Below are 18,097 nucleotides of genomic sequence, written 5' to 3'. Positions count from 1 at the left end.
CGGAGGCGGAATGGGTCAGGGACACGGCCACGGGCACGCGATCGCTCCGGCGAGCGCGTCGGGCCGCCACGTGCGGGCGCTGGCCATCGCCCTGGGCATCGGCGCCGGCTTCATGGTGCTCGAGTTCGCCGTCAGCCTGGCCACCGGCTCACTGGCCCTGATGTCGGACGCGGCGCACATGTTCACCGACGTCCTCGGCGTCGGCATGGCGCTGGCCGCGATCATCCTGGCGCGGCGCAGCGGCCCGACGGTCGGCCGCACGTTCGGGCTCTACCGCGCGGAGGTCCTGGCGGCGCTGGCCAACGCGCTCCTGCTGTTCGGCGTCGCGGGGTACGTCCTCATCGAGGCCATCGGCCGCATCGGCGACCCGCCGGCGGTCCCCGGTCTCCCGGTCCTGCTGGCCGCGGCGGCCGGCCTGGTGGCCAACCTGGTGTCGTTCGCGGTCCTGCGCGCGGGCGCGAAGGAAAGCCTCAACGTCCGCGGCGCGTACCTCGAGGTCCTGGCCGACCTGATCGGCTCGGTCGGCGTCCTGGTCAGCGGCGCGGTGACGCTGCTGACGGGCTGGCGCTACGCCGACCCGATCATCGGTGTCGCGATCGGGCTGTGGGTGCTGCCCCGCACGTGGACGCTGGCCCGCCGGGCCCTGCGCATCCTGTTCCAGCACGCGCCCCAGGGGGTCGACGTCGGCGCGATCAACGCGGAGCTGGCCGCGCTGCCGGGCGTGGCGGACGTGCACGACCTGCACGTGTGGACGCTGACCTCCGGCATGGAGGTGGCTTCGGCGCACCTGACGCTGGCGCCGCCGGCGCGGCAGTCGGACGTACTGACGGAGGCGCAGAACCTGCTGTCTTCGCGGTACGCGATCGAGCACGCGACGCTGCAGGTCGAGGCGCCGCAGTGCGCGCGCCGCTGCCAGGAACTCAGCTGGTAGCTACGCCGGCAGCGGCTGCGCGCCCCGGCCCGCGAGCATCAGCTTGATCTGGTCCATCTCCGCACCCTGCGACGTCAGGATGCTGGTCACCAGCGCCTTCAACGCCGGCAGCGCCGAATGCGCCGCCGCGTACTGGGCCATCGACGTCCCGCCCTCGTGGTGACGCAGCATCAGCTGCAGGAAGAAGACGTCGAACTCGCGGCCCGACAGCGAACGCAGCTTCTTGAGGTCCGCGTCCGTCGCCATGCCCGGCATCAGCGGGCCCCCGGCCGGGTCGACCGACGACGGCGCCATCGACATCCCGTCGTGGCCCGTCATCGGCTCCGTCATCCACTGCATCGGGGCGCCGACCGGCTGCTCGGGCCGGTCCCACAGCATGAGCCAGCCCTTCATGCGGCCGACCTGCTCGAGCTGCGTTCGCTCGATGTCGAACGAAAGCTGCTTGATCTCCGGGTCGGTGGTGCGGTCGCGGGCGATGCCCGCCATCGTCACCGCCTGGAGGTGGTGCGTCGACATGTCCTGGGCGAAGCCGACCTCGACCGAGCCGGCGGCCGGGGTGGCCGCCGCCGGGTCGTCGACGGCGCGGGTGAGGAACATCCCCGCCGTCGCACCGATCAGCAGGACCGCCAGCAGCGTCCCGCCGATGATCACCCAGCGCGACCAGGTCGGCTGCTCGGTGACCTCATCGGTTTCGAGGTCGGCTTCGGACATCACTTGGTCGGCGTGGGGGAAGCGGGGGCGGAGGCCGGAGCGGACGCCGGGGCGGAGGACGCCGGCATGCCGTTCTCGCCCTGCGCGGCGGTGCTGCCCTTGTAGTCCATCGGCTTCGCGTCGGGGCCCGGCTTCGACGGGTCGAACGGCGGCGGGTTGTCCGGGTCGAACTGGCCCGGCACCGCGTCGCAGGACGCGCCGACCTCGGGGTAGACGCCGTTCGGGTTGCTCCGCAGGGCCGCGATGAACTCGTCGATCCGCGGGTCGTTGGCGTCGTCCAGCTTCAGCTGGTGGCCCCACGACTGCAGCGAGATCGGCTTGTCCAGGCCCGGGTACGGCGACATCATCGTGTACGGCTTGCCCTTGGCGCGGACGCTCAGCAGGTTCAGCGCGTCGCCCGTGATCTGCTGCGGGTTGTAGGCGATCCAGACGGCGCCGTGCTCCAGCGCGTGCACCATGTTCTCGGTGCGGACGGCGGTCGGGTACACGGTGCCGGTGCAGGTGGCCCACGTCTGGTCGTGCGGGCCGCCGAACGGCGGGGTCTTGTCGTAGTTGACGCGCTCGGTCGGGAGGACGTGGACGCTGCCCGTGTAGGTCGCGGTCACCACGCCGGGGATGCGCTTCGAGGGGTCGGGGTCCTGCGCGCTCGGCGCGAAGGACGCGGCGGCGGCCTCGCGGTCTTCCTGCTCACGCTTCGGCGCGGACTGCACCATGTAGTAGACGATCACCGAAGCCGCCAGCGCCACGATGGCGACGACGGCGATGATCGTGCCCCACGGCGTGCCCTTCTTGCTCACCACGGAACCGCGGGCCGCCTTCACCGCCGACCCCTTTTTCCGAGTTGTCCCGTTCGCCATGGCTCCCGCGTTCTCCCTCTGGTGGCTGCGGACGGATTCCCGCCCGGGCCAGTGTAGAGACAGCCCGTCTGATCACCGTTAACGCCTCACATGGATGCCCATCGTGACGTGTCCGAGACCGATGCAAGCGCCGGACCAGGGCACACCTAGAATTCGGCAAGTGACTCCCGCCGCTCTCGCCGACCTGGTCCGCAGCTCCGCCGTGCAGGTGCTCGCCGCACGCGGCATCGACGACGCCGTGCTGCCGGAGCAGGTGACCATCGAACGCCCGCGCAACCCCGAACACGGCGATTACGCGACGAACCTCGCCCTCCAGGTGGCCAAGAAGGCCGGCCTCAAGCCGCGCGAGTTCGCCGAGGCGCTCGCCGAAGCGGTCTCGGCGGACGACGGTGTCGCCTCGGCCGAGGTCGCCGGCCCCGGCTTCCTCAACTTCCGGCTCGCCGCGGCCGCCCAGGGCGACATCGTGCGCCAGGTGCTCGACGCCGGCGCCGCGTACGGCCGCGGCGACGCGCTGGCCGGCACCCGGATCAACCTCGAGTTCGTCTCGGCGAACCCGACCGGCCCGATCCACCTCGGCGGCACCCGCTGGGCCGCGGTCGGCGACGCGCTGGGCCGCGTGCTGGCCGCGCAGGGCGGCGACGTCACCCGCGAGTACTACTTCAACGACGCCGGCGCCCAGATCGACCGGTTCGTCCGGTCGCTGATCGCCGCCGCGAAGGGCGAGCCCGCGCCGGAGGACGGCTACGCGGGCGGCTACATCAACGACATCGCCGCCGAGGTCATCAAGGCCGAGCCGAGCGCGCTCTCGCTGCCCGAAGAGCAGCGCCACGAGACGTTCCGCCGGATCGGCATCGAGCTGATGTTCTCGGAGATCAAGCAGAGCCTGCACGAGTTCGGCACCGACTTCGACGTCTACTTCCACGAGGACTCGCTGCACAAGTCCGGCGCGGTCGACGCGGCCGTCCAGGAGCTCAAGGACTCCGGAAACCTCTACTTCGAAGACGGCGCCTGGTGGCTGAAGTCGAAGGAGTACGGCGACGACAAGGACCGCGTCGTCATCAAACAGGACGGCAACCCGGCCTACATCGCCGGCGACCTGGCCTACTTCAAGGACAAGCGCAACCGCGGCTTCGACCTGTGCATCTACATGCTCGGCGCGGACCACCACGGCTACATCGCGCGCCTGAAGGCCGCGGCCGCCGCGTTCGGCGACGACCCGGGCACGGTCGAGGTGCTGATCGGCCAGATGGTCAACCTGGTCAGCGAGGGCAAGCCGGTGCGGATGTCCAAGCGCGCCGGCACCGTGATCACCATGGAGGACCTGGTCGAGGCCGTCGGCGTCGACCCGGCCCGCTACGAGCTGATCCGGTACTCGGTGGACTCCACTTTGGACGTCGACCTGGACCTGCTGCGCAAGCACTCCAACGACAACCCGGTCTACTACGTCCAGTACGCCCACTCGCGCATCCGCTCGATCGAGCGGGCGGCAGGCGACCTCGGCCTCAAGTCCGATGTGGACGTCGATTTCGGACTCCTGACCTCCTCCGCCGAGGGCGACCTGATCCGCACCATCGGCGAGTTCCCGGAAACCGTGCGCCGCGCCGCCGAAATGCGGGAGCCGCACCGGATCGCGCGTTACCTCGAAGAACTCGCGGGCGCCTTCCACAAGTCCTACAACTCGAGCCGCGTGCTGCCGATGGGCGACGAAGAGGCGACCCCGCTGACGTACGCGCGGCTCGCGATGTACCAGGCCGCCCGCCAGGTGCTGGCCAACGGCCTCACGCTGCTCGGCGTCACCGCTCCGGAACGGATGTAAGAAATGGCGCACCCCGCGGGCCCCAGGCACGCCGACGTCTACCCCCACGCCGACACCTCCGGGCTGCAGCCGTCCGGGGTCGAGGAGCTCGACAAGCTGCCCGCGAAGGTGTGGCCGCGCAACACCTTCCGCGCCCCCGACGGCGTCGTCCGGATCGCCGGCGTCGACGTCCGCGAGCTCGCCGAGCAGCACGGCACGCCGCTGTTCGTCGTCGACGAAGCCGACTTCAAGTCCCGCTGCGCGGACTACGCCGAGGCCTTCGACGACCCGTCGCTCGTGCACTACGCGTCCAAGGCGTTCCTCTCCATCGAGATCGCCCGCTGGGTGGCCGAGCAGGGCCTGAGCCTGGACGTCTGCAGCGGCGGCGAGCTCGCCGTGGCGCAGCGCGCGGACTTCCCGCCCGAGCGGATCACCTTCCACGGCAACAACAAGTCGCCCGCCGAGCTGGAGGCCGCGGTCGTCGCCGGGGTCGGCACGGTCGTGCTCGACTCCTACTTCGAGATCGCCCGGCTGGCCGACATCGCCGCCCGCCACGACGTCGTGCAGCCGGTGCTGATCCGGGTCACCGTCGGCGTCGAGGCGCACACGCACGAGTTCATCGCGACCGCCCACGAGGACCAGAAGTTCGGGTTCTCCCTCGCGAGCGGTGACGCCGCGGAGGCGGTCCGCCGGGTGCTCAACGCGCGCTCGCTCAAGCTCGTCGGCCTGCACAGCCACATCGGCTCGCAGATCTTCGACGCCGACGGCTTCGAGGTCGCCGCCCGCCGCGTCGTCGGGTTGCTCGCCGACCTGGCCAAGGAGCACGGCCCCGAGCTGCTCGACCAGCTGAGCCTGGTCGACCTCGGCGGCGGCTTCGGCATCGCCTACACCGAGAAGGACAACCCGCCCCCGCCCGCGCAGATGATCACGCAGATTCGCGAGATCGTCCGCAAGGAGTGCGCGTACGCGGGCCTGCCGGTGCCGCGGATCGCCGGCGAGCCGGGCCGCGCGATCGCCGGGCCCGGCACGATCACGCTGTACGAGGTCGGCACCATCAAGGACGTCTCGCTCGGCGACGAGTCGGCGCGGCGGTACGTCAGCGTCGACGGCGGGATGAGCGACAACATCCGCACCGCGCTCTACGACGCGGTGTACGACGTCCGGGTCGTTTCCCGGTCCGCGGGCGACAACGAGCAGCCGGTGCAGGCCGTGTTGTCCCGGGTCGTGGGAAAACACTGTGAGTCCGGCGACATCGTCGTACGAGACTGCTGGCTGCCCGACACGCTGGCTCCCGGCGACCTGCTGGCGGTCGCGGCGACCGGCGCGTACTGCTACTCGATGGCGAGCACGTACAACCGGATGCCCCGCCCGGCCGTGGTCGCCGTGCGCAACGGCAGCTCGCGGCTGCTGCTGCGGCGGGAGACGACCGACGACATGCTCCGCCTGGAGGTCTGAACACAGTGGCTGCCCCTGAGGAACGCCCGGCCATCCGCGTCGCCCTGCTCGGCTGCGGCACCGTCGGCAGCGAGGTCGCCCGGCTGCTCACCGAGCAGGCCGCGGAGCTGGCCGCGCGGGCGGGCGCGCCGGTCGAGCTGGCCGGCATCGCCGTCCGCCGCCCGGACAAGCACCCCGAGCTGCCGCCGGAGCTGCTGACCGCCGACGCCGAGAAGCTCGTGACCAGCGACGACGTCGACGTCGTGGTCGAGCTGGTCGGCGGGATCGAGCCGGTGCGCGGCTGGCTGCTCGCCGCGCTGAAGGCAGGCAAGTCCGTCGTCACCGCCAACAAGGCGCTGCTGGCCGAGCACTCCGCGGACCTGTTCGAGGCGGCCGACGCCGCGGGCGCCGACCTCTACTTCGAGGCCGCGGTCGCCGGGGCCATCCCGCTGCTGCGCCCGCTGCGCGAGTCGCTGGCCGGTGACCGGATCACCCGCGTGATGGGCATCGTCAACGGCACCACCAACTACATCCTCTCGGCGATGGACTCGACCGGCGCCGGCTACGCCGAGACGCTCGACGAGGCCAGCCGGCTCGGGTACGCCGAGGCCGACCCGACCGCCGACGTCGACGGCTACGACGCCGCGTCGAAGGCGGCGATCCTCGCCTCCCTCGCCTTCCACACCCGCGTGACGGCGTCGGACGTGCACCGCGAGGGCATCGCCGACGTCACCGCCGCCGACCTCGCCGCGGCCAGGGGGCTCGGCCGCACGGTGAAGCTGCTGGCGATCTGCGAGCGGGTCACCGACGACGACGGCGTCGAGTCGGTGTCCGCCCGCGTGCACCCGGTGATGATCCCGCGCAGCCACCAGCTGGCCGGCGTCGGCGGCGCGTTCAACGCCGTCTACGTCGAGGCCGACGCCGCGGGCGAGCTGATGTTCTACGGCCAGGGCGCGGGCGGCGCGCCCACGGCGAGCGCGGTGCTCGGCGACCTGGTCGCGGTGGCCCGCAACCGGGTCGTCGCCGGCCGCGGCCCGCGCGAATCCGCGCACGCGGCCCTGCCGGTGCGGCCGATGGGCCAGACCCCGACCCGGTACCACGTCAGCCTTTCCGTGGCCGATCGCGCCGGTGTGCTCGCGCAGGTGGCGCAGGCGTTCGCCGACCACGGCGTCAGCATCGCGGCGGTGCGGCAGAGCGACGTCGGCGACCGCGCGAGCCTGGTCGTGGTGACGCACCAGGCGCCGGACGCGGCGTTGCAGTCCACTGTGGACGAAATCGCGCGGCTCGACGTCGTGCACGAAGTTGTCAGCGTGATGCGGGTGGAAGGCGAAGACCAGTGATCAGGCACCCCTGGCCCGGGCTCATCGAGGCTTATCGGGACCGCGTTCCGGTCCCGGACGGCGCTCGGGTCGTCACGCTGGGCGAGGGCAACACGCCGCTGCTGCCCGCCCACCACCTGTCCGAACTGACCGGCTGCGAGGTCCACCTCAAGGTCGAGGGCGCCAACCCGACCGGCTCGTTCAAGGACCGCGGGATGACCGTGGCCATCACGCACGCGCTGGCCAGCGGCCTCAAGGCGGTGATCTGCGCGTCGACCGGCAACACCTCCGCCTCGGCCGCCGCCTACGCCGCCCGGGCCGGGCTCACCTGCGCCGTCCTGGTGCCCCAAGGCAAGATCGCCATGGGCAAGCTCGCCCAGGCCGTGCTGCACGGCGCGCGGATCCTGCAGGTCGACGGCAACTTCGACGACTGCCTCGAGCTGGCCCGCAAGACCGCTGCCGACTACCCGGTCACGCTGGTCAACTCGGTGAACCCGGTGCGCATCGCCGGCCAGAAGACCGCGGCCTTCGAGATCTGCGACGTGCTCGGCACGGCGCCGGACATCCACTGCCTGCCGGTCGGCAACGCCGGCAACATCACCGCCTACTGGGCGGGGTATGCGGAGTACGCGGCCGACGGTGTGGTGAAGAACACGCCGCGGATGTTCGGCTTCCAGGCGGCCGGTGCGGCGCCGCTGGTGCACGGCGAGCCGGTGCGCGACCCGGACACGATCGCGACGGCGATCCGGATCGGCAGCCCGGCGTCCTGGACCGCCGCGGTGAAGGCCAAGGACGAGTCGGACGGGCTCTTCGAAGCCGTCACCGACGAGAAGATCCTCGAGGCCTACCGGCTGCTGGCCGGCCGCGAAGGCGTGTTCGTCGAGCCGGCGTCGGCCACCAGCGTGGCGGGCCTGCTGGCCACGGCCGCGGACGGCCGCCTGCCGCGTGGGTCGAAGGTCGTCTGCACGGTCACCGGCCACGGGCTGAAGGACCCCCAGACGGCGCTGGCGGGCAACGTCGAGGTCGAGCCCCTGGCCGTGGACCCCTCGGCCGTCGCGGCGGCGCTGGACCTGCGGTGAGCGCCTTCCGGGTCACCGTCCCGGCGTCCACGGCGAACCTCGGGCCGGGCTTCGACGCCTTCGGGATGGCGCTGAGCCTCTACGACGTCGTCGAGGTACGCGTCACCGACACCGGGCTCAAGGTCGAGGTGATCGACGCCGGCGCGGGCGAGGTCGAGGACGTCCCCACCGACGAATCCCACCTGGTGGTCCGGGCGATCCGCAAGACCTGCGAGCACCTCGGCGTCGAGCTCCCCGGCCTGCACCTGCGCTGCTTCAACACGATCCCGCACGCGCGCGGCCTCGGCTCGTCCGCGGCCGCGGTGGTGTCCGGCGTGGCCGCCGGGTACGCCCTCGCCGGCCGGGAAATCGACACGTTCGACGCGCTGCAGCTGGCCGCCGGGTTCGAAGGCCACGCCGACAACGCCGCCGCGAGCCTGCTCGGCGGCCTGGTCCTGGCCTGGTGCGACGGCGGGGAGTTCCACGCCGAACGGCTCACCCCGCACCCGTCGATCCGGCCGGTCGTGGCGGTGCCGTCGGTGCGCTCGGCCACCGCGACCACGCGCGGCCTGCTGCCGGCGGCCGTGCCGCACGCCGACGCCGCCCACAACGCCGGCCGGGCCGCGCTCGCCGTCCACGCGCTGACGGCGAAGCCCGAACTGCTGCTCACGGCCACCGAGGACCGCCTGCACCAGCCCTACCGCGCCCCCGCGTACCCGGCGAGCACGGAGCTGGTGGCGACGCTCCGTGCACAGGGAGTGGCCGCCGCCATTTCCGGCGCCGGTCCCACGGTCCTCGCCCTGACCACCGCGGGAATACTTCCCCCCGGAGCCGGCGTTACCGACTTCGACGTCCTCGAGCTGCCCGTGGATCTCACGGGCGTGCAGGTTGCAGCTCAGTAAAGGCTGGGTCACGTGGCCGACGAGGCAGCCGCCACGCGGGGGGTGGTTGTTGCACCCGGCAGCGGCGCGGTCTACCCTCGGGGGCGTTCGATCACCGTGCGTTTCCGCACCCGATGCCGGTCCCGGGGAATCCCCGGATCCGCATCCGTCGTCGATCCGCCGAATCCGCACCGCCTGGCAAGCGGGGTAACGCGGAACGACTTGGGCGGGTTTCCGGTTTCGGCGGTGCCGAATTCCGTGTCCTCCGTTTGGAGGACGCAAACCCCTGTGGTGGAGGCGCTCCAGCTGTGTTCCGCACGGCCGAAGAGCTCATCTCGCGTATCGGGGGGCAACTACGCCGGTTCGCGATCAGAAGCGAGCGGCAGTCCGCTGATCCACCTGGAGGCGTGGATCGGTCAGGAAGGACATGTGTGAGCAACACCGATCTTTTGAGCGACGTGAGCGGCACGGCCGAGACGAACGGCACCGCCCCCGCTCCCAAGCGGACGGTCGGCGGGCTGACCGGTAAGACCGTCGCCGAACTGCGTTCGCTGGCTGGGGAGCTCGGCGTCGGCGAGACGACGGGCATGCGCAAGGGCGACCTGATCGCCGCGATCCGCGAGCGGCAGGGCAAGTCGCGCAAGCCGCGTGCGGCGGCCGAGACGCTGCCGCTGGAGGGCGTCGGCGAGCCGCCGAAGGCCCCCAAGGCCGAGGCGAAGGCCGAAGCGCCCGCCGCTCCGGCTCCGGAGTCCAAGCCGGAGCCGAAGGCCGAGGCGCCCGCCTCCGCGCCGTCGGACGACCGGCCGCAGGCCGAGCGCCCGCAGCAGGACCGGCAGGACGGCTCCCAGGGCCAGGACGGCCAGCCCGAGGAGGGCGGCCGCAGCCGGCGTCGCCGCGGCTCCAACCGCGCCGCCGGGGCCCCCGACGGCCAGCAGGGCCAGGGCGACCGCCAGCAGGGCCAGCAGGGCGGCGACCGCCAGCAGGGTCAGGGTGACCGCCAGCAGGGCGACCGCAACCGCGACCAGCAGCGCCAGGGCGGTGGCAACCGCGGGGACAACCGGGGCGACAACCGCCAGGACGGCAACCGCGGCGACAACCGCCAGCGCAACAACCAGCAGGACGGCAACCGCGGCGGCCAGGACAACCGCGACAACCGCGCCCAGCAGGACGACGACGAGGAAGGCGGCCGTCGCGGCCGTCGCTTCCGCGACCGCCGTCGCCGGGGCAGCGGTGGCGGCCGGGGCGAAGGCGGCTCGCCGGACACCGAGATCCGCGAGGACGACGTCCTGCTGCCCGTCGCGGGCATCCTGGACGTGCTGGACAACTACGCGTTCGTCCGCACCTCCGGCTACCTCGCCGGCCCGAACGACGTGTACGTCTCGCTGTCGCTGGTCCGCAAGTACGGCCTGCGCCGCGGTGACGCCATCACCGGTGTCGTGCGCCAGCCGCGTGACGGCGAGCAGCAGCGGCAGAAGTTCAACCCGCTGGTGCGCGTCGACTCGATCAACGGACTGGAGCCGGACGAGGCCAAGCGGCGTCCCGACTTCACCAAGCTGACCCCGCTGTACCCGAACGAGCGGCTGCGCCTCGAGACCGAGTCGCACAAGCTCACCACCCGTGTGATCGACCTGATCATGCCGGTCGGCAAGGGGCAGCGCGCCCTGATCGTGTCGCCGCCGAAGGCCGGCAAGACCACGATCATGCAGGACATCGCGAACGCGATCTCCACGAACAACCCCGAGTGCCACCTGATGGTCGTCCTGGTCGACGAGCGTCCGGAAGAGGTCACCGACATGCAGCGCTCGGTGAAGGGCGAGGTCATCGCCTCGACCTTCGACCGGCCGCCGTCCGACCACACCTCGGTCGCCGAGCTGTCGATCGAGCGGGCCAAGCGCCTGGTCGAGATGGGCCACGACGTCGTCGTGCTGCTCGACTCGATCACCCGCCTCGGCCGCGCGTACAACCTGGCGGCCCCGGCGTCCGGCCGGATCCTGTCCGGTGGTGTCGACTCGACCGCGCTGTACCCGCCCAAGCGCTTCCTGGGTGCGGCCCGCAACATCGAGAACGGCGGCTCGCTGACCATCTTCGCCACGGCGATGGTCGAGACCGGGTCGACGATGGACACGGTCATCTTCGAGGAGTTCAAGGGCACCGGCAACGCCGAGCTCAAGCTCGACCGGAAGATCGCCGAGCGCCGCGTGTTCCCGGCGGTCGACGTCAACCCGTCCGGTACCCGCAAGGACGAGCTGCTGCTCTCGCCGGACGAGCTCGCGGTCACCGTGAAGCTCAGCCGGGTGCTGCACGCGCTCGACTCGCAGCAGGCCATCGACCTGCTGATCTCGCGGCTCCGCAAGACCAAGACCAACGTCGAGTTCCTCATGCAGGTCTCGAAGACCGCCCTCGGCGGCGGCGAAGACGACTGACCCCGCCGCGCCCGGTCGTGAGTGAGAAACAGTGTTCTAACACTGTTTCTCACTCACGACCCGGGCGGCCGTCATGGACCAGGGAATAGCTGGTCAGCGGGGTGCGTTCCAGTAGACGTCTGCCCGTCTGGCAGAATCATCCGCTGAAGTCCGGCGCCGGTTCACCCCGTGGAACGACTGGGGACCCGGAGCCAACGAGAGAGGACACCATGAAGAGCGGTATTCACCCCGAGTACGTGGTCACGAACGTGAACTGCGACTGCGGCAACAGCTTCACCACGCGCAGCACCAAGACCAGCGGCAACATCCACGTCGAGATCTGCTCGAACTGCCACCCGTTCTACACGGGCAAGCAGAAGATCATGGACACCGGTGGCCGGGTCGCGCGCTTCGAGGCTCGCTACGGCAAGCGGCAGAAGAAGGACGCCGACGCCAAGTAGCTTTTTGCACGGCGCCCATCCGGTACTCCCGGGTGGGCGCCGTTCTTTATGTTGTTTCCCGGGCTGAGAGGTGGCAGAGGTGGATTCGAGCTCGCTCAAGGGGCTGCTCGCCGAACACGCGGAGCTGGAGCAGCAGCTGGCGGACCCGGCGGTGCACGCCGACCAGGCGCGCGCCCGCAAGCTCGGCCGCCGCTACGCCGAGCTGACGCCGGTCGTCCGCGCGGTCCACGAGCTCGACACGGCCCGGGACGACCTCGCGGCGGCGCGGGAGATGGCCTCGGAGGACGCGGAGTTCGCCGCCGAGGCCGAGGAGCTGGCCGCGCGCATCCCCGAGCTGGAGTCGAAGCTCACCGAGCTGCTGCTCCCCCGCGACCCGTACGACGGCTCCGACGTCGTGATGGAGATCAAGTCCGGCGAGGGCGGCGAGGAGTCGGCCCTGTTCGCCGGTGACCTGCTGCGGATGTACCTGCGCTACGCCGAGCGCCACGGCTGGAAGGCGGAGGTCCTCGACTCGGTCGACTCCGACCTGGGCGGCTTCAAGGACGTCACGCTGTCGATCAAGACGAAGTCGGCCGACGTCGACGGCGTCTGGTCCCGCCTGAAGTTCGAGGGCGGCGTCCACCGTGTCCAGCGCGTGCCGGCGACCGAGTCCCAGGGCCGCATCCACACGTCCGCGTCCGGCGTGCTCATCTACCCGGAGCCGGAGGAGGTCGAGGTCGAAATCGACCCGAACGACCTGCGCATCGACGTGTTCCGGTCCTCGGGCCCGGGCGGCCAGAGCGTCAACACGACCGACTCGGCGGTCCGGATCACCCACCTGCCGACCGGCATCGTCGTGTCCTGCCAGAACGAGAAGTCCCAGATCCAGAACCGGGCGCGCGCGTTGCAGGTGCTCCAGGCGCGGCTACAGGCGATCGCGGAGGAAGAGGCGGCGGCGAAGGCGTCGGACGCCCGCAAGTCCCAGGTCCGCACGGTCGACCGCTCGGAACGCATCCGGACGTACAACTTCCCGGAGAACCGCATCTCCGACCACCGCGTCAACTACAAGGCCTACAACCTCGACCAGGTCCTCGACGGCGACCTGGACGGCGTCCTGGACGCCCTGGCGACCGCGGACCGCGAAGAGCGCCTGGCCGCTCAGTCGGGCTGACGCCGTGTCGACCTCCTGATCACGCGTGTCGGCTCCTCAATCACGCGAGTCGACCCTTCAGGCCCGAGCCCGGGCAACTCCGAGCCCGTGGTTCAAGGGTCGACACGCGTGATCAGACAGTCGACACGCGTGATTGAAGGGCCGACACGGCTCTAGCGGGACCAGCGATCACCTTGTCAGTGGCTCGCGGTGCTGCCGGAAGTCCCAGACCGTGTACCGCACCAGCAGGATCAGCGCGCCCAGCTCCAGCGCCGCGAGGATGCGGAAGTCGACCGGCTCGCCGCCCTCCTTCGCGAAGAAGATGTTCGGCAGGTAGCACATGAGCGAGCAGAACTCGACGATGATCGGCAGGTACCACAGCTGCCGCGGCAGGTAGAACGCCAGGACGAGCGTCAAGACGTCGGCGAGGTAGAAGTACCGCTCGTGCATCGACGGCAGGACGAACGGCACGAGGATCGCCGAGATCGCCCCGATCACCAGGATCCGCGTGTCGGTCAGCTCGACCCGGCTGAGCACCACCAGCAGGCAGAGCGTGAAGATCAGCAACGCGGTCAGCAGGACCGCCGGGGTCTTCATCGCTTCCATGCCGTGCTCGCCGCGGAAGAACTGCCAGATGTTGGGCGCGCTGAGCGTCAGCTGCGGGTAGATGCCCGTCTGGTTGAGGTAGACCGTCAGCAGCTTCCCCGGGGACGCCCCGGCCAGCAGCGCGGGGACGTCCAGCGCCAGGTAGACGACCGGGATCGCCACCAGGGCCCGCCACGGCACGCGGCCGAGCAGCACCATCACGAGCAGCAGCGGGAAGAGGAAGATCGCCTGCAGCTTGAACGCGAGCGCGAGGCCGAAGAAGACACACGCCCACCAGGGCCGCTTCCGCAGCAGGAAGTAGACGGCGCCGACGGAGAACGCGGTGTAGATCGCGTCGCCCTGGGCCCACATGGCGCTGTTGATCACCACGGTCGGCAGCATGAACACGGTGAACGCCGCCGCGGCCGCGATCCAGCGCGACGGGTGCTTCAGCGCCACGATGCGGTACACGAAGAACGCCGTCACCACGTCGAACAGGACCGAGAAGGCCTTGATCCCGGCGAGCGGCGAGGGCACCGGCAGGTGCGGCAGCAGCACCATGAAGTACCGGTAGGGCGCGTTCAGGTCGGAGAACTCGTACTTGAGCGCGCCGATCCCGCCCTGGTCGACGACGAAGTCGTACCACCGCCGGTAGAACGCGGTGTAGTCCGCGGTCTCGTACCGGAACAGGGCCAGCCGGACCCCGAAAGCGAGCAGGACCAGCAGCGCGGCGAGCACGATCACGGAGATCCGGCGGGTCCGCTCGGACGGCCCGGCAGCGGCCGGCCGGCCGGCGACCCGGGGGATCTCGACGGTCCGCTCGGCCGCCGAAGGTCCGTGCTCGGTTCCTTCCCGCAGCGAACCGGACAAGCTCATTTCCCCGCCCCCCTCGGCTGTGCTCAGCCGGACCAGAACCCCGTTATGAAGCGAAGGTAGATCATTCCGCAGACCAGGGCGTTCGCGTACAGGACCACGTGCACCGCGCCACGCAGCTTCGGGCGGCGCTCGCCGAACAGGACCAGCGCCACGTACATCACCAGGCACGGCAGCAGGTAGCGGTGCACCGAGACGACGTTGCTGTTCATCGTCAGCATCACGATGGACGCGAACCCGAACAGCGCCAGCGGGACGCCCTTCGCCCGCAGCGCCACCAGGACGTACACCGAGGACGCGAACAGCAGCGCCAGGCCGATCATCGGCAGCACGTGGCTCATCAGCGTCCACGCGTCCATCTTGGTGTCGCCGAGGAGCGCGTGGCCGGTGAGCTTGGCTTCGAACCAGAGCGTTTCGAGGATGTTCGGGTTGAACCGGTGGTACGACCACTCCCGCACGCCCTTGAGCGCGTTGAAGCTGGCGAAGAAGTCCCCGGTCTGGATCTTCATGGCGACCATCACGCCGGCCAGGCCGGCGAACGCCAGCGGGAACCACAGCAGGTGCCACGACAGCAGGCCGCGCGGTTTCCAGTCCTTCGAGCGCCAGAACTCCAGGAAGCACAGGCCGACGAACACCGCCGCGGTGATCCGGGACGCCGTCAGCGGGATGAGCGTCAGTCCCATCCAGAGCCACTGGCGGCGCAGCGCGAACAGGTAGGCCCAGAAGCCCAGCGCGCAGAACACCGCCTCGCTGTAGAACGAGTGCAGGAAGAACGCCGCGGGCGCGGTGAGGAAGGCCGCGACGACCAGCCACGGGGCCCGCTCGCCGTCGAAGAAGTGCCGCCCGATCTTCAGCAGCGCGACCGCGGCCAGCCAGGTGGCCACCAGGTTGACCAGGAACCCGGCGGCGAGCAGGCCGAGCGTGCCGAAGCTGACCGTCTGCACCAGCCAGACCAGCAGCGGGAACACCGGGTAGAACGCCCGCGTCGGGGCGTAGCTGCCGGTGTAGGCGTGCATGGCGATTTCGCCGTAGTTGCCGGCGTCCCAGCGGTAGGTGTGCGCCAGCAGGCTCATCGTCGAGCCGATGCCGGTCTTGGGGATGCCTTCGTCGACCGGGCTGGACGGCGCGAACAGGTACGCCAGCGCGATCAGCACCACGTTCCAGGCCAGCACCACGGCGAAGACGCGGGCGTAGTCGCCGTTCAGCCAGGCCCGGCGGCCGGCGCGGGCCTCCTCCGTGCGTTCCGGCTCGACCTGATCGGTCACCCGGGACGACACGGCGGTGCTAGTCATGCGTGGCCTCGGCGACCGGCGGTTCGGCCGTCACGGGCCGCTGCCGGAACACGACCTTGTTGTAGAGCACGTAGTTCCAGACCAGGCCGACCGCGATCCCGGCGAACTTCGGGATCAGCACGTTCACGCCGGGGAACGCCGCGGTGACGGCGAAGATGATCGCCGCCTGCACGACCCACAGCCCGAACGCGGTGACGGCGAAGAACAGCAGCGCCTGGCGGCGGACGTCGCCGTCCTTGGCGCGGAAGGTGAAGTTCCGGTTCAGCGTGAAGCTGAGCAGCATGCCCGTGGTCGTGGAGATGAAGTTCGCCACGAACAGCGGGACGCCCAGCGTGACCAGCAGCGCGTAGCCGAGGGCGTCGACGAGGGTGTTCGCCACGCCGACGATCCCGAAGCGCAGCTGGGTCGCCGAGATCAGCTTCACCGGGCGCTGCTTCCCGCTTCGGCGCCCTCGCGGGCCTCGGCCGGCACGCCCGGGCCGGTGCGCACCGACGCGACGCCGTAGAGCGGCCGGTTCTGCACCTGCGAGTACGTGCGGCCGATGTAGCTGCCGAGCACGCCGAGCATGATGATCTGGATCCCGCCGAGGAAGAACATCGCGATCCCGAGGAACGCCCAGCCGGGCACCGCGGTCTCCGGGGCGAACAGCTTGACGCCGCCGACGTAGACGATCCCGAGGAAGCTCAGGAACGAGATCAGGTACCCCATGCGGGTGATCATCTTCAGCGGCGTCACCGAGAAGCCGAGGATGCCGTCGGCGGCGAAGCGCAGCATCTTGCGCAGCGGGTAGCCGGTGACACCGGCGTGCCGCTTGTCGCGGTCGAACAGCACCGCCGTCTGCTTGAAGCCGATGTAGCTGACCAGCCCGCGCAGGAAGCGGTCGCGCTCGCGGTACTTGCGCAGCTCGTCGACCACCTTGCGGTCGATCAGCCGGAAGTCGCCGGTGTTCTTCGGGATGTCGACCGCGGCCATCTTCCGCAGGAACCAGTAGAACCCGCCGGCGGTGATCTTCTTGAACGCCGAGTCCTGGCGCGAGCGGCGCTGCGCGTAGACGACGTCGAAGCCCTCTTCCCACTTCTCGATCAGCTCGAGCGCCACCCGCGGCGGGTCCTGCATGTCGCTGTCCATGATGACGACGGCGTCCGCGTCGACCAGGTCCAGCCCGGCGGTGACGGCCATCTGGTGGCCGAAGTTGCGGGACAGCTCGACCACGGTGACCCGCTCGTCGCGGGCGCTGAGCTCGGTGAGCTTGGCCAGCGAACCGTCCCGGCTGCCGTCGTCGACGTACAGGAAGCTGAAGTCGTACTTCCCGGCGAGGGGGGCGGTCACCTCGTCGACCGTCCGGTGCAGCAGGTCGATGTTCTCTTCCTCGTTGTAGATCGGGAAGATGAACGCCACGCGGCGGGTGATCGGCTCTGTGGGCACTGCGGGGCTCCCCGGAGTTTCGTGTCGAAAGGTGCGGGCGGCGCCGTCGAGCAGGCGAATCCCCCGTCCTGGTGCCCTGCATCCTAGAAGACCCGGCCGGGCGCGATCCCGGGACCCGGGTCAGTCCACCGCCGCGGCCAGCTCGGCCAGCCGGCGTTCGGTGCCTTCGTGGCCGCCGAAATGGACGGCCACCGCGTCGGCGCCCGCCGCCCGGAAGGCGCGCACGTCGGCGGCGGTCGTCCGGGCGTCGTCCCGCCACCGCGCCCGCGCCACCGCCCGGACCGCCCGCCCGCCGGCCAGCTGCCGCAGGGTCGCGACCCGCTCGCCGAACTCGGCCGGGGGCAGGCCGGCGCTCTGCCAGGTCGTGCCGATCCGGGCCGCGCGCCGCAGCGCGGCCGCCGAGTTGCCCCCGACGGTGACCGGCACCGGGCCGTCGGGGCGCGGCTCGAAGTACCCGCCGCCGGGCCCCCGGCCGGTGCGGAACAGGTCGGCGAGCAGGTCCAGGGTGGTGTCCGTCTGCCTGCCCCGGGTGCCGAAGTCCGCGCCGACCTCGGCGAACTCCGGCTCGTTCCAGCCGGTGCCGACGCCGAGGTCGAACCGGTGGCCGGACAGCCGGTCGAGCGTGGCGACCTGCTTGGCCAGCGCGAACGGCTCCCGCAGCGGCACGATCAGCACCGACGTCCCGAGCCGGATCCGGCTGGTCCGGGCGGCGATGTGGGCGAGGGTGACCAGCGGCTCGTACACACCGCCGAACACCTCGCCGTACGGGCTGGGCGGCAGCAGGTGGTCGGGCAGCCAGGCGGCGCGGTAGCCGAGGTCTTCGGCGAGCCGGGCCAGCTCGGCGGGCCGGGCGGGGTCGAGGTCCGGCTGCTCGTTCGGCAGCACGGCTTCCAGGAAATGTTCGCTCATGCCGGCGACGTTAGGCATTCACATCGGTGTGAAGG

Annotated in this window: 16 protein-coding genes; 9 read left to right on the top strand and 7 right to left on the bottom strand. The window is 70.9% G+C overall.

Annotated features, from left to right (window positions below):
* The first annotated feature begins 10 nt into the window (after positions 1 to 10).
* Complete coding sequence (locus ACFPLC_RS05245) at positions 11 to 931, top strand: cation diffusion facilitator family transporter (RefSeq protein WP_378188774.1); 921 nt, start codon at positions 11 to 13, stop codon at positions 929 to 931.
* Here the strand turns inward: ACFPLC_RS05245 and ACFPLC_RS05240 are convergent, their stop codons facing one another.
* Positions 932 to 1,642: a DUF305 domain-containing protein gene (locus ACFPLC_RS05240; protein WP_378188772.1), complete on the bottom strand. Its 711-nt coding sequence runs from the start codon at positions 1,640 to 1,642 to the stop codon at positions 932 to 934.
* On the bottom strand, positions 1,642 to 2,463 hold the full coding sequence (locus tag ACFPLC_RS05235; protein WP_378188771.1) for a DUF3105 domain-containing protein: 822 nt from the start codon (positions 2,461 to 2,463) through the stop codon (positions 1,642 to 1,644). The genes ACFPLC_RS05240 and ACFPLC_RS05235 overlap by 1 nt, the downstream gene beginning before the upstream one ends.
* A gap of 196 nt (positions 2,464 to 2,659) precedes the next feature.
* On the opposite strand from ACFPLC_RS05235, the gene argS reads away from it, so the two are divergent.
* From argS to prfA, 8 genes are all read left to right on the top strand, one after another.
* Positions 2,660 to 4,315, top strand: coding sequence for an arginine--tRNA ligase (argS, locus tag ACFPLC_RS05230; RefSeq protein ID WP_378188769.1), 1,656 nt, complete (start codon positions 2,660 to 2,662; stop codon positions 4,313 to 4,315).
* A 3-nt stretch (positions 4,316 to 4,318) separates the two neighbouring features.
* Positions 4,319 to 5,749: a diaminopimelate decarboxylase gene (lysA, locus tag ACFPLC_RS05225; RefSeq protein ID WP_378188768.1), complete on the top strand. Its 1,431-nt coding sequence runs from the start codon at positions 4,319 to 4,321 to the stop codon at positions 5,747 to 5,749.
* 5 nt (positions 5,750 to 5,754) lie between these two features.
* Positions 5,755 to 7,068: a homoserine dehydrogenase gene (locus ACFPLC_RS05220; RefSeq protein ID WP_378188767.1), complete on the top strand. Its 1,314-nt coding sequence runs from the start codon at positions 5,755 to 5,757 to the stop codon at positions 7,066 to 7,068.
* Positions 7,065 to 8,126 (top strand): threonine synthase, encoded by a 1,062-nt coding sequence (gene thrC / locus ACFPLC_RS05215; protein WP_378188766.1) that lies wholly within the window; start codon positions 7,065 to 7,067, stop codon positions 8,124 to 8,126. Before ACFPLC_RS05220 ends, thrC begins: the two co-directional genes overlap by 4 nt.
* Positions 8,123 to 9,007, top strand: coding sequence for a homoserine kinase (gene thrB / locus ACFPLC_RS05210; RefSeq protein WP_378188765.1), 885 nt, complete (start codon positions 8,123 to 8,125; stop codon positions 9,005 to 9,007). The genes thrC and thrB overlap by 4 nt, the downstream gene beginning before the upstream one ends.
* 410 nt (positions 9,008 to 9,417) lie before the next feature.
* A complete protein-coding gene (rho, locus tag ACFPLC_RS05205) occupies positions 9,418 to 11,409 on the top strand; it encodes a transcription termination factor Rho (RefSeq protein ID WP_378188763.1) in 1,992 nt (663 codons plus the stop codon).
* Positions 11,410 to 11,618: 209 nt separating this feature from the next.
* Positions 11,619 to 11,849 (top strand): 50S ribosomal protein L31, encoded by a 231-nt coding sequence (rpmE, locus tag ACFPLC_RS05200; RefSeq protein ID WP_086840656.1) that lies wholly within the window; start codon positions 11,619 to 11,621, stop codon positions 11,847 to 11,849.
* A gap of 79 nt (positions 11,850 to 11,928) precedes the next feature.
* Complete coding sequence (gene prfA / locus ACFPLC_RS05195) at positions 11,929 to 12,999, top strand: peptide chain release factor 1 (RefSeq protein ID WP_191316802.1); 1,071 nt, start codon at positions 11,929 to 11,931, stop codon at positions 12,997 to 12,999.
* A 168-nt stretch (positions 13,000 to 13,167) separates the two neighbouring features.
* On the opposite strand, the gene ACFPLC_RS05190 is transcribed toward prfA, so the two are convergent.
* From ACFPLC_RS05190 to ACFPLC_RS05170, 5 genes are all read right to left on the bottom strand, one after another.
* On the bottom strand, positions 13,168 to 14,439 hold the full coding sequence (locus ACFPLC_RS05190; protein WP_378188761.1) for a hypothetical protein: 1,272 nt from the start codon (positions 14,437 to 14,439) through the stop codon (positions 13,168 to 13,170).
* A 23-nt stretch (positions 14,440 to 14,462) separates the two neighbouring features.
* Positions 14,463 to 15,728 carry a mannosyltransferase family protein gene (locus ACFPLC_RS05185; RefSeq protein WP_378188760.1) on the bottom strand — a complete coding sequence of 422 codons (1,266 nt, stop codon included), beginning with the start codon at positions 15,726 to 15,728 and terminating at the stop codon, positions 14,463 to 14,465.
* The gene (locus tag ACFPLC_RS05180; protein WP_378188758.1) at positions 15,721 to 16,152 is read right to left on the bottom strand and encodes a GtrA family protein; all 432 of its coding nucleotides are present in this window, start codon (positions 16,150 to 16,152) and stop codon (positions 15,721 to 15,723) included. The genes ACFPLC_RS05185 and ACFPLC_RS05180 overlap by 8 nt, the downstream gene beginning before the upstream one ends.
* Positions 16,149 to 17,153 carry a glycosyltransferase family 2 protein gene (locus ACFPLC_RS05175; protein ID WP_378188756.1) on the bottom strand — a complete coding sequence of 335 codons (1,005 nt, stop codon included), beginning with the start codon at positions 17,151 to 17,153 and terminating at the stop codon, positions 16,149 to 16,151. The genes ACFPLC_RS05180 and ACFPLC_RS05175 overlap by 4 nt, the downstream gene beginning before the upstream one ends.
* A gap of 120 nt (positions 17,154 to 17,273) precedes the next feature.
* A complete protein-coding gene (locus ACFPLC_RS05170) occupies positions 17,274 to 18,062 on the bottom strand; it encodes a TIGR03619 family F420-dependent LLM class oxidoreductase (protein ID WP_378188754.1) in 789 nt (262 codons plus the stop codon).
* Positions 18,063 to 18,097: the final 35 nt, after the last annotated feature.

Origin of the sequence: Amycolatopsis plumensis, from assembly GCF_042652605.1 — a bacterium.
Classification (GTDB): Bacteria; Actinomycetota; Actinomycetes; order Mycobacteriales; family Pseudonocardiaceae; genus Amycolatopsis; species Amycolatopsis plumensis.
The sequence above is the reverse complement of the archived record's forward strand: the minus strand, read 5'-3'. Positions and strand labels throughout refer to the sequence as shown.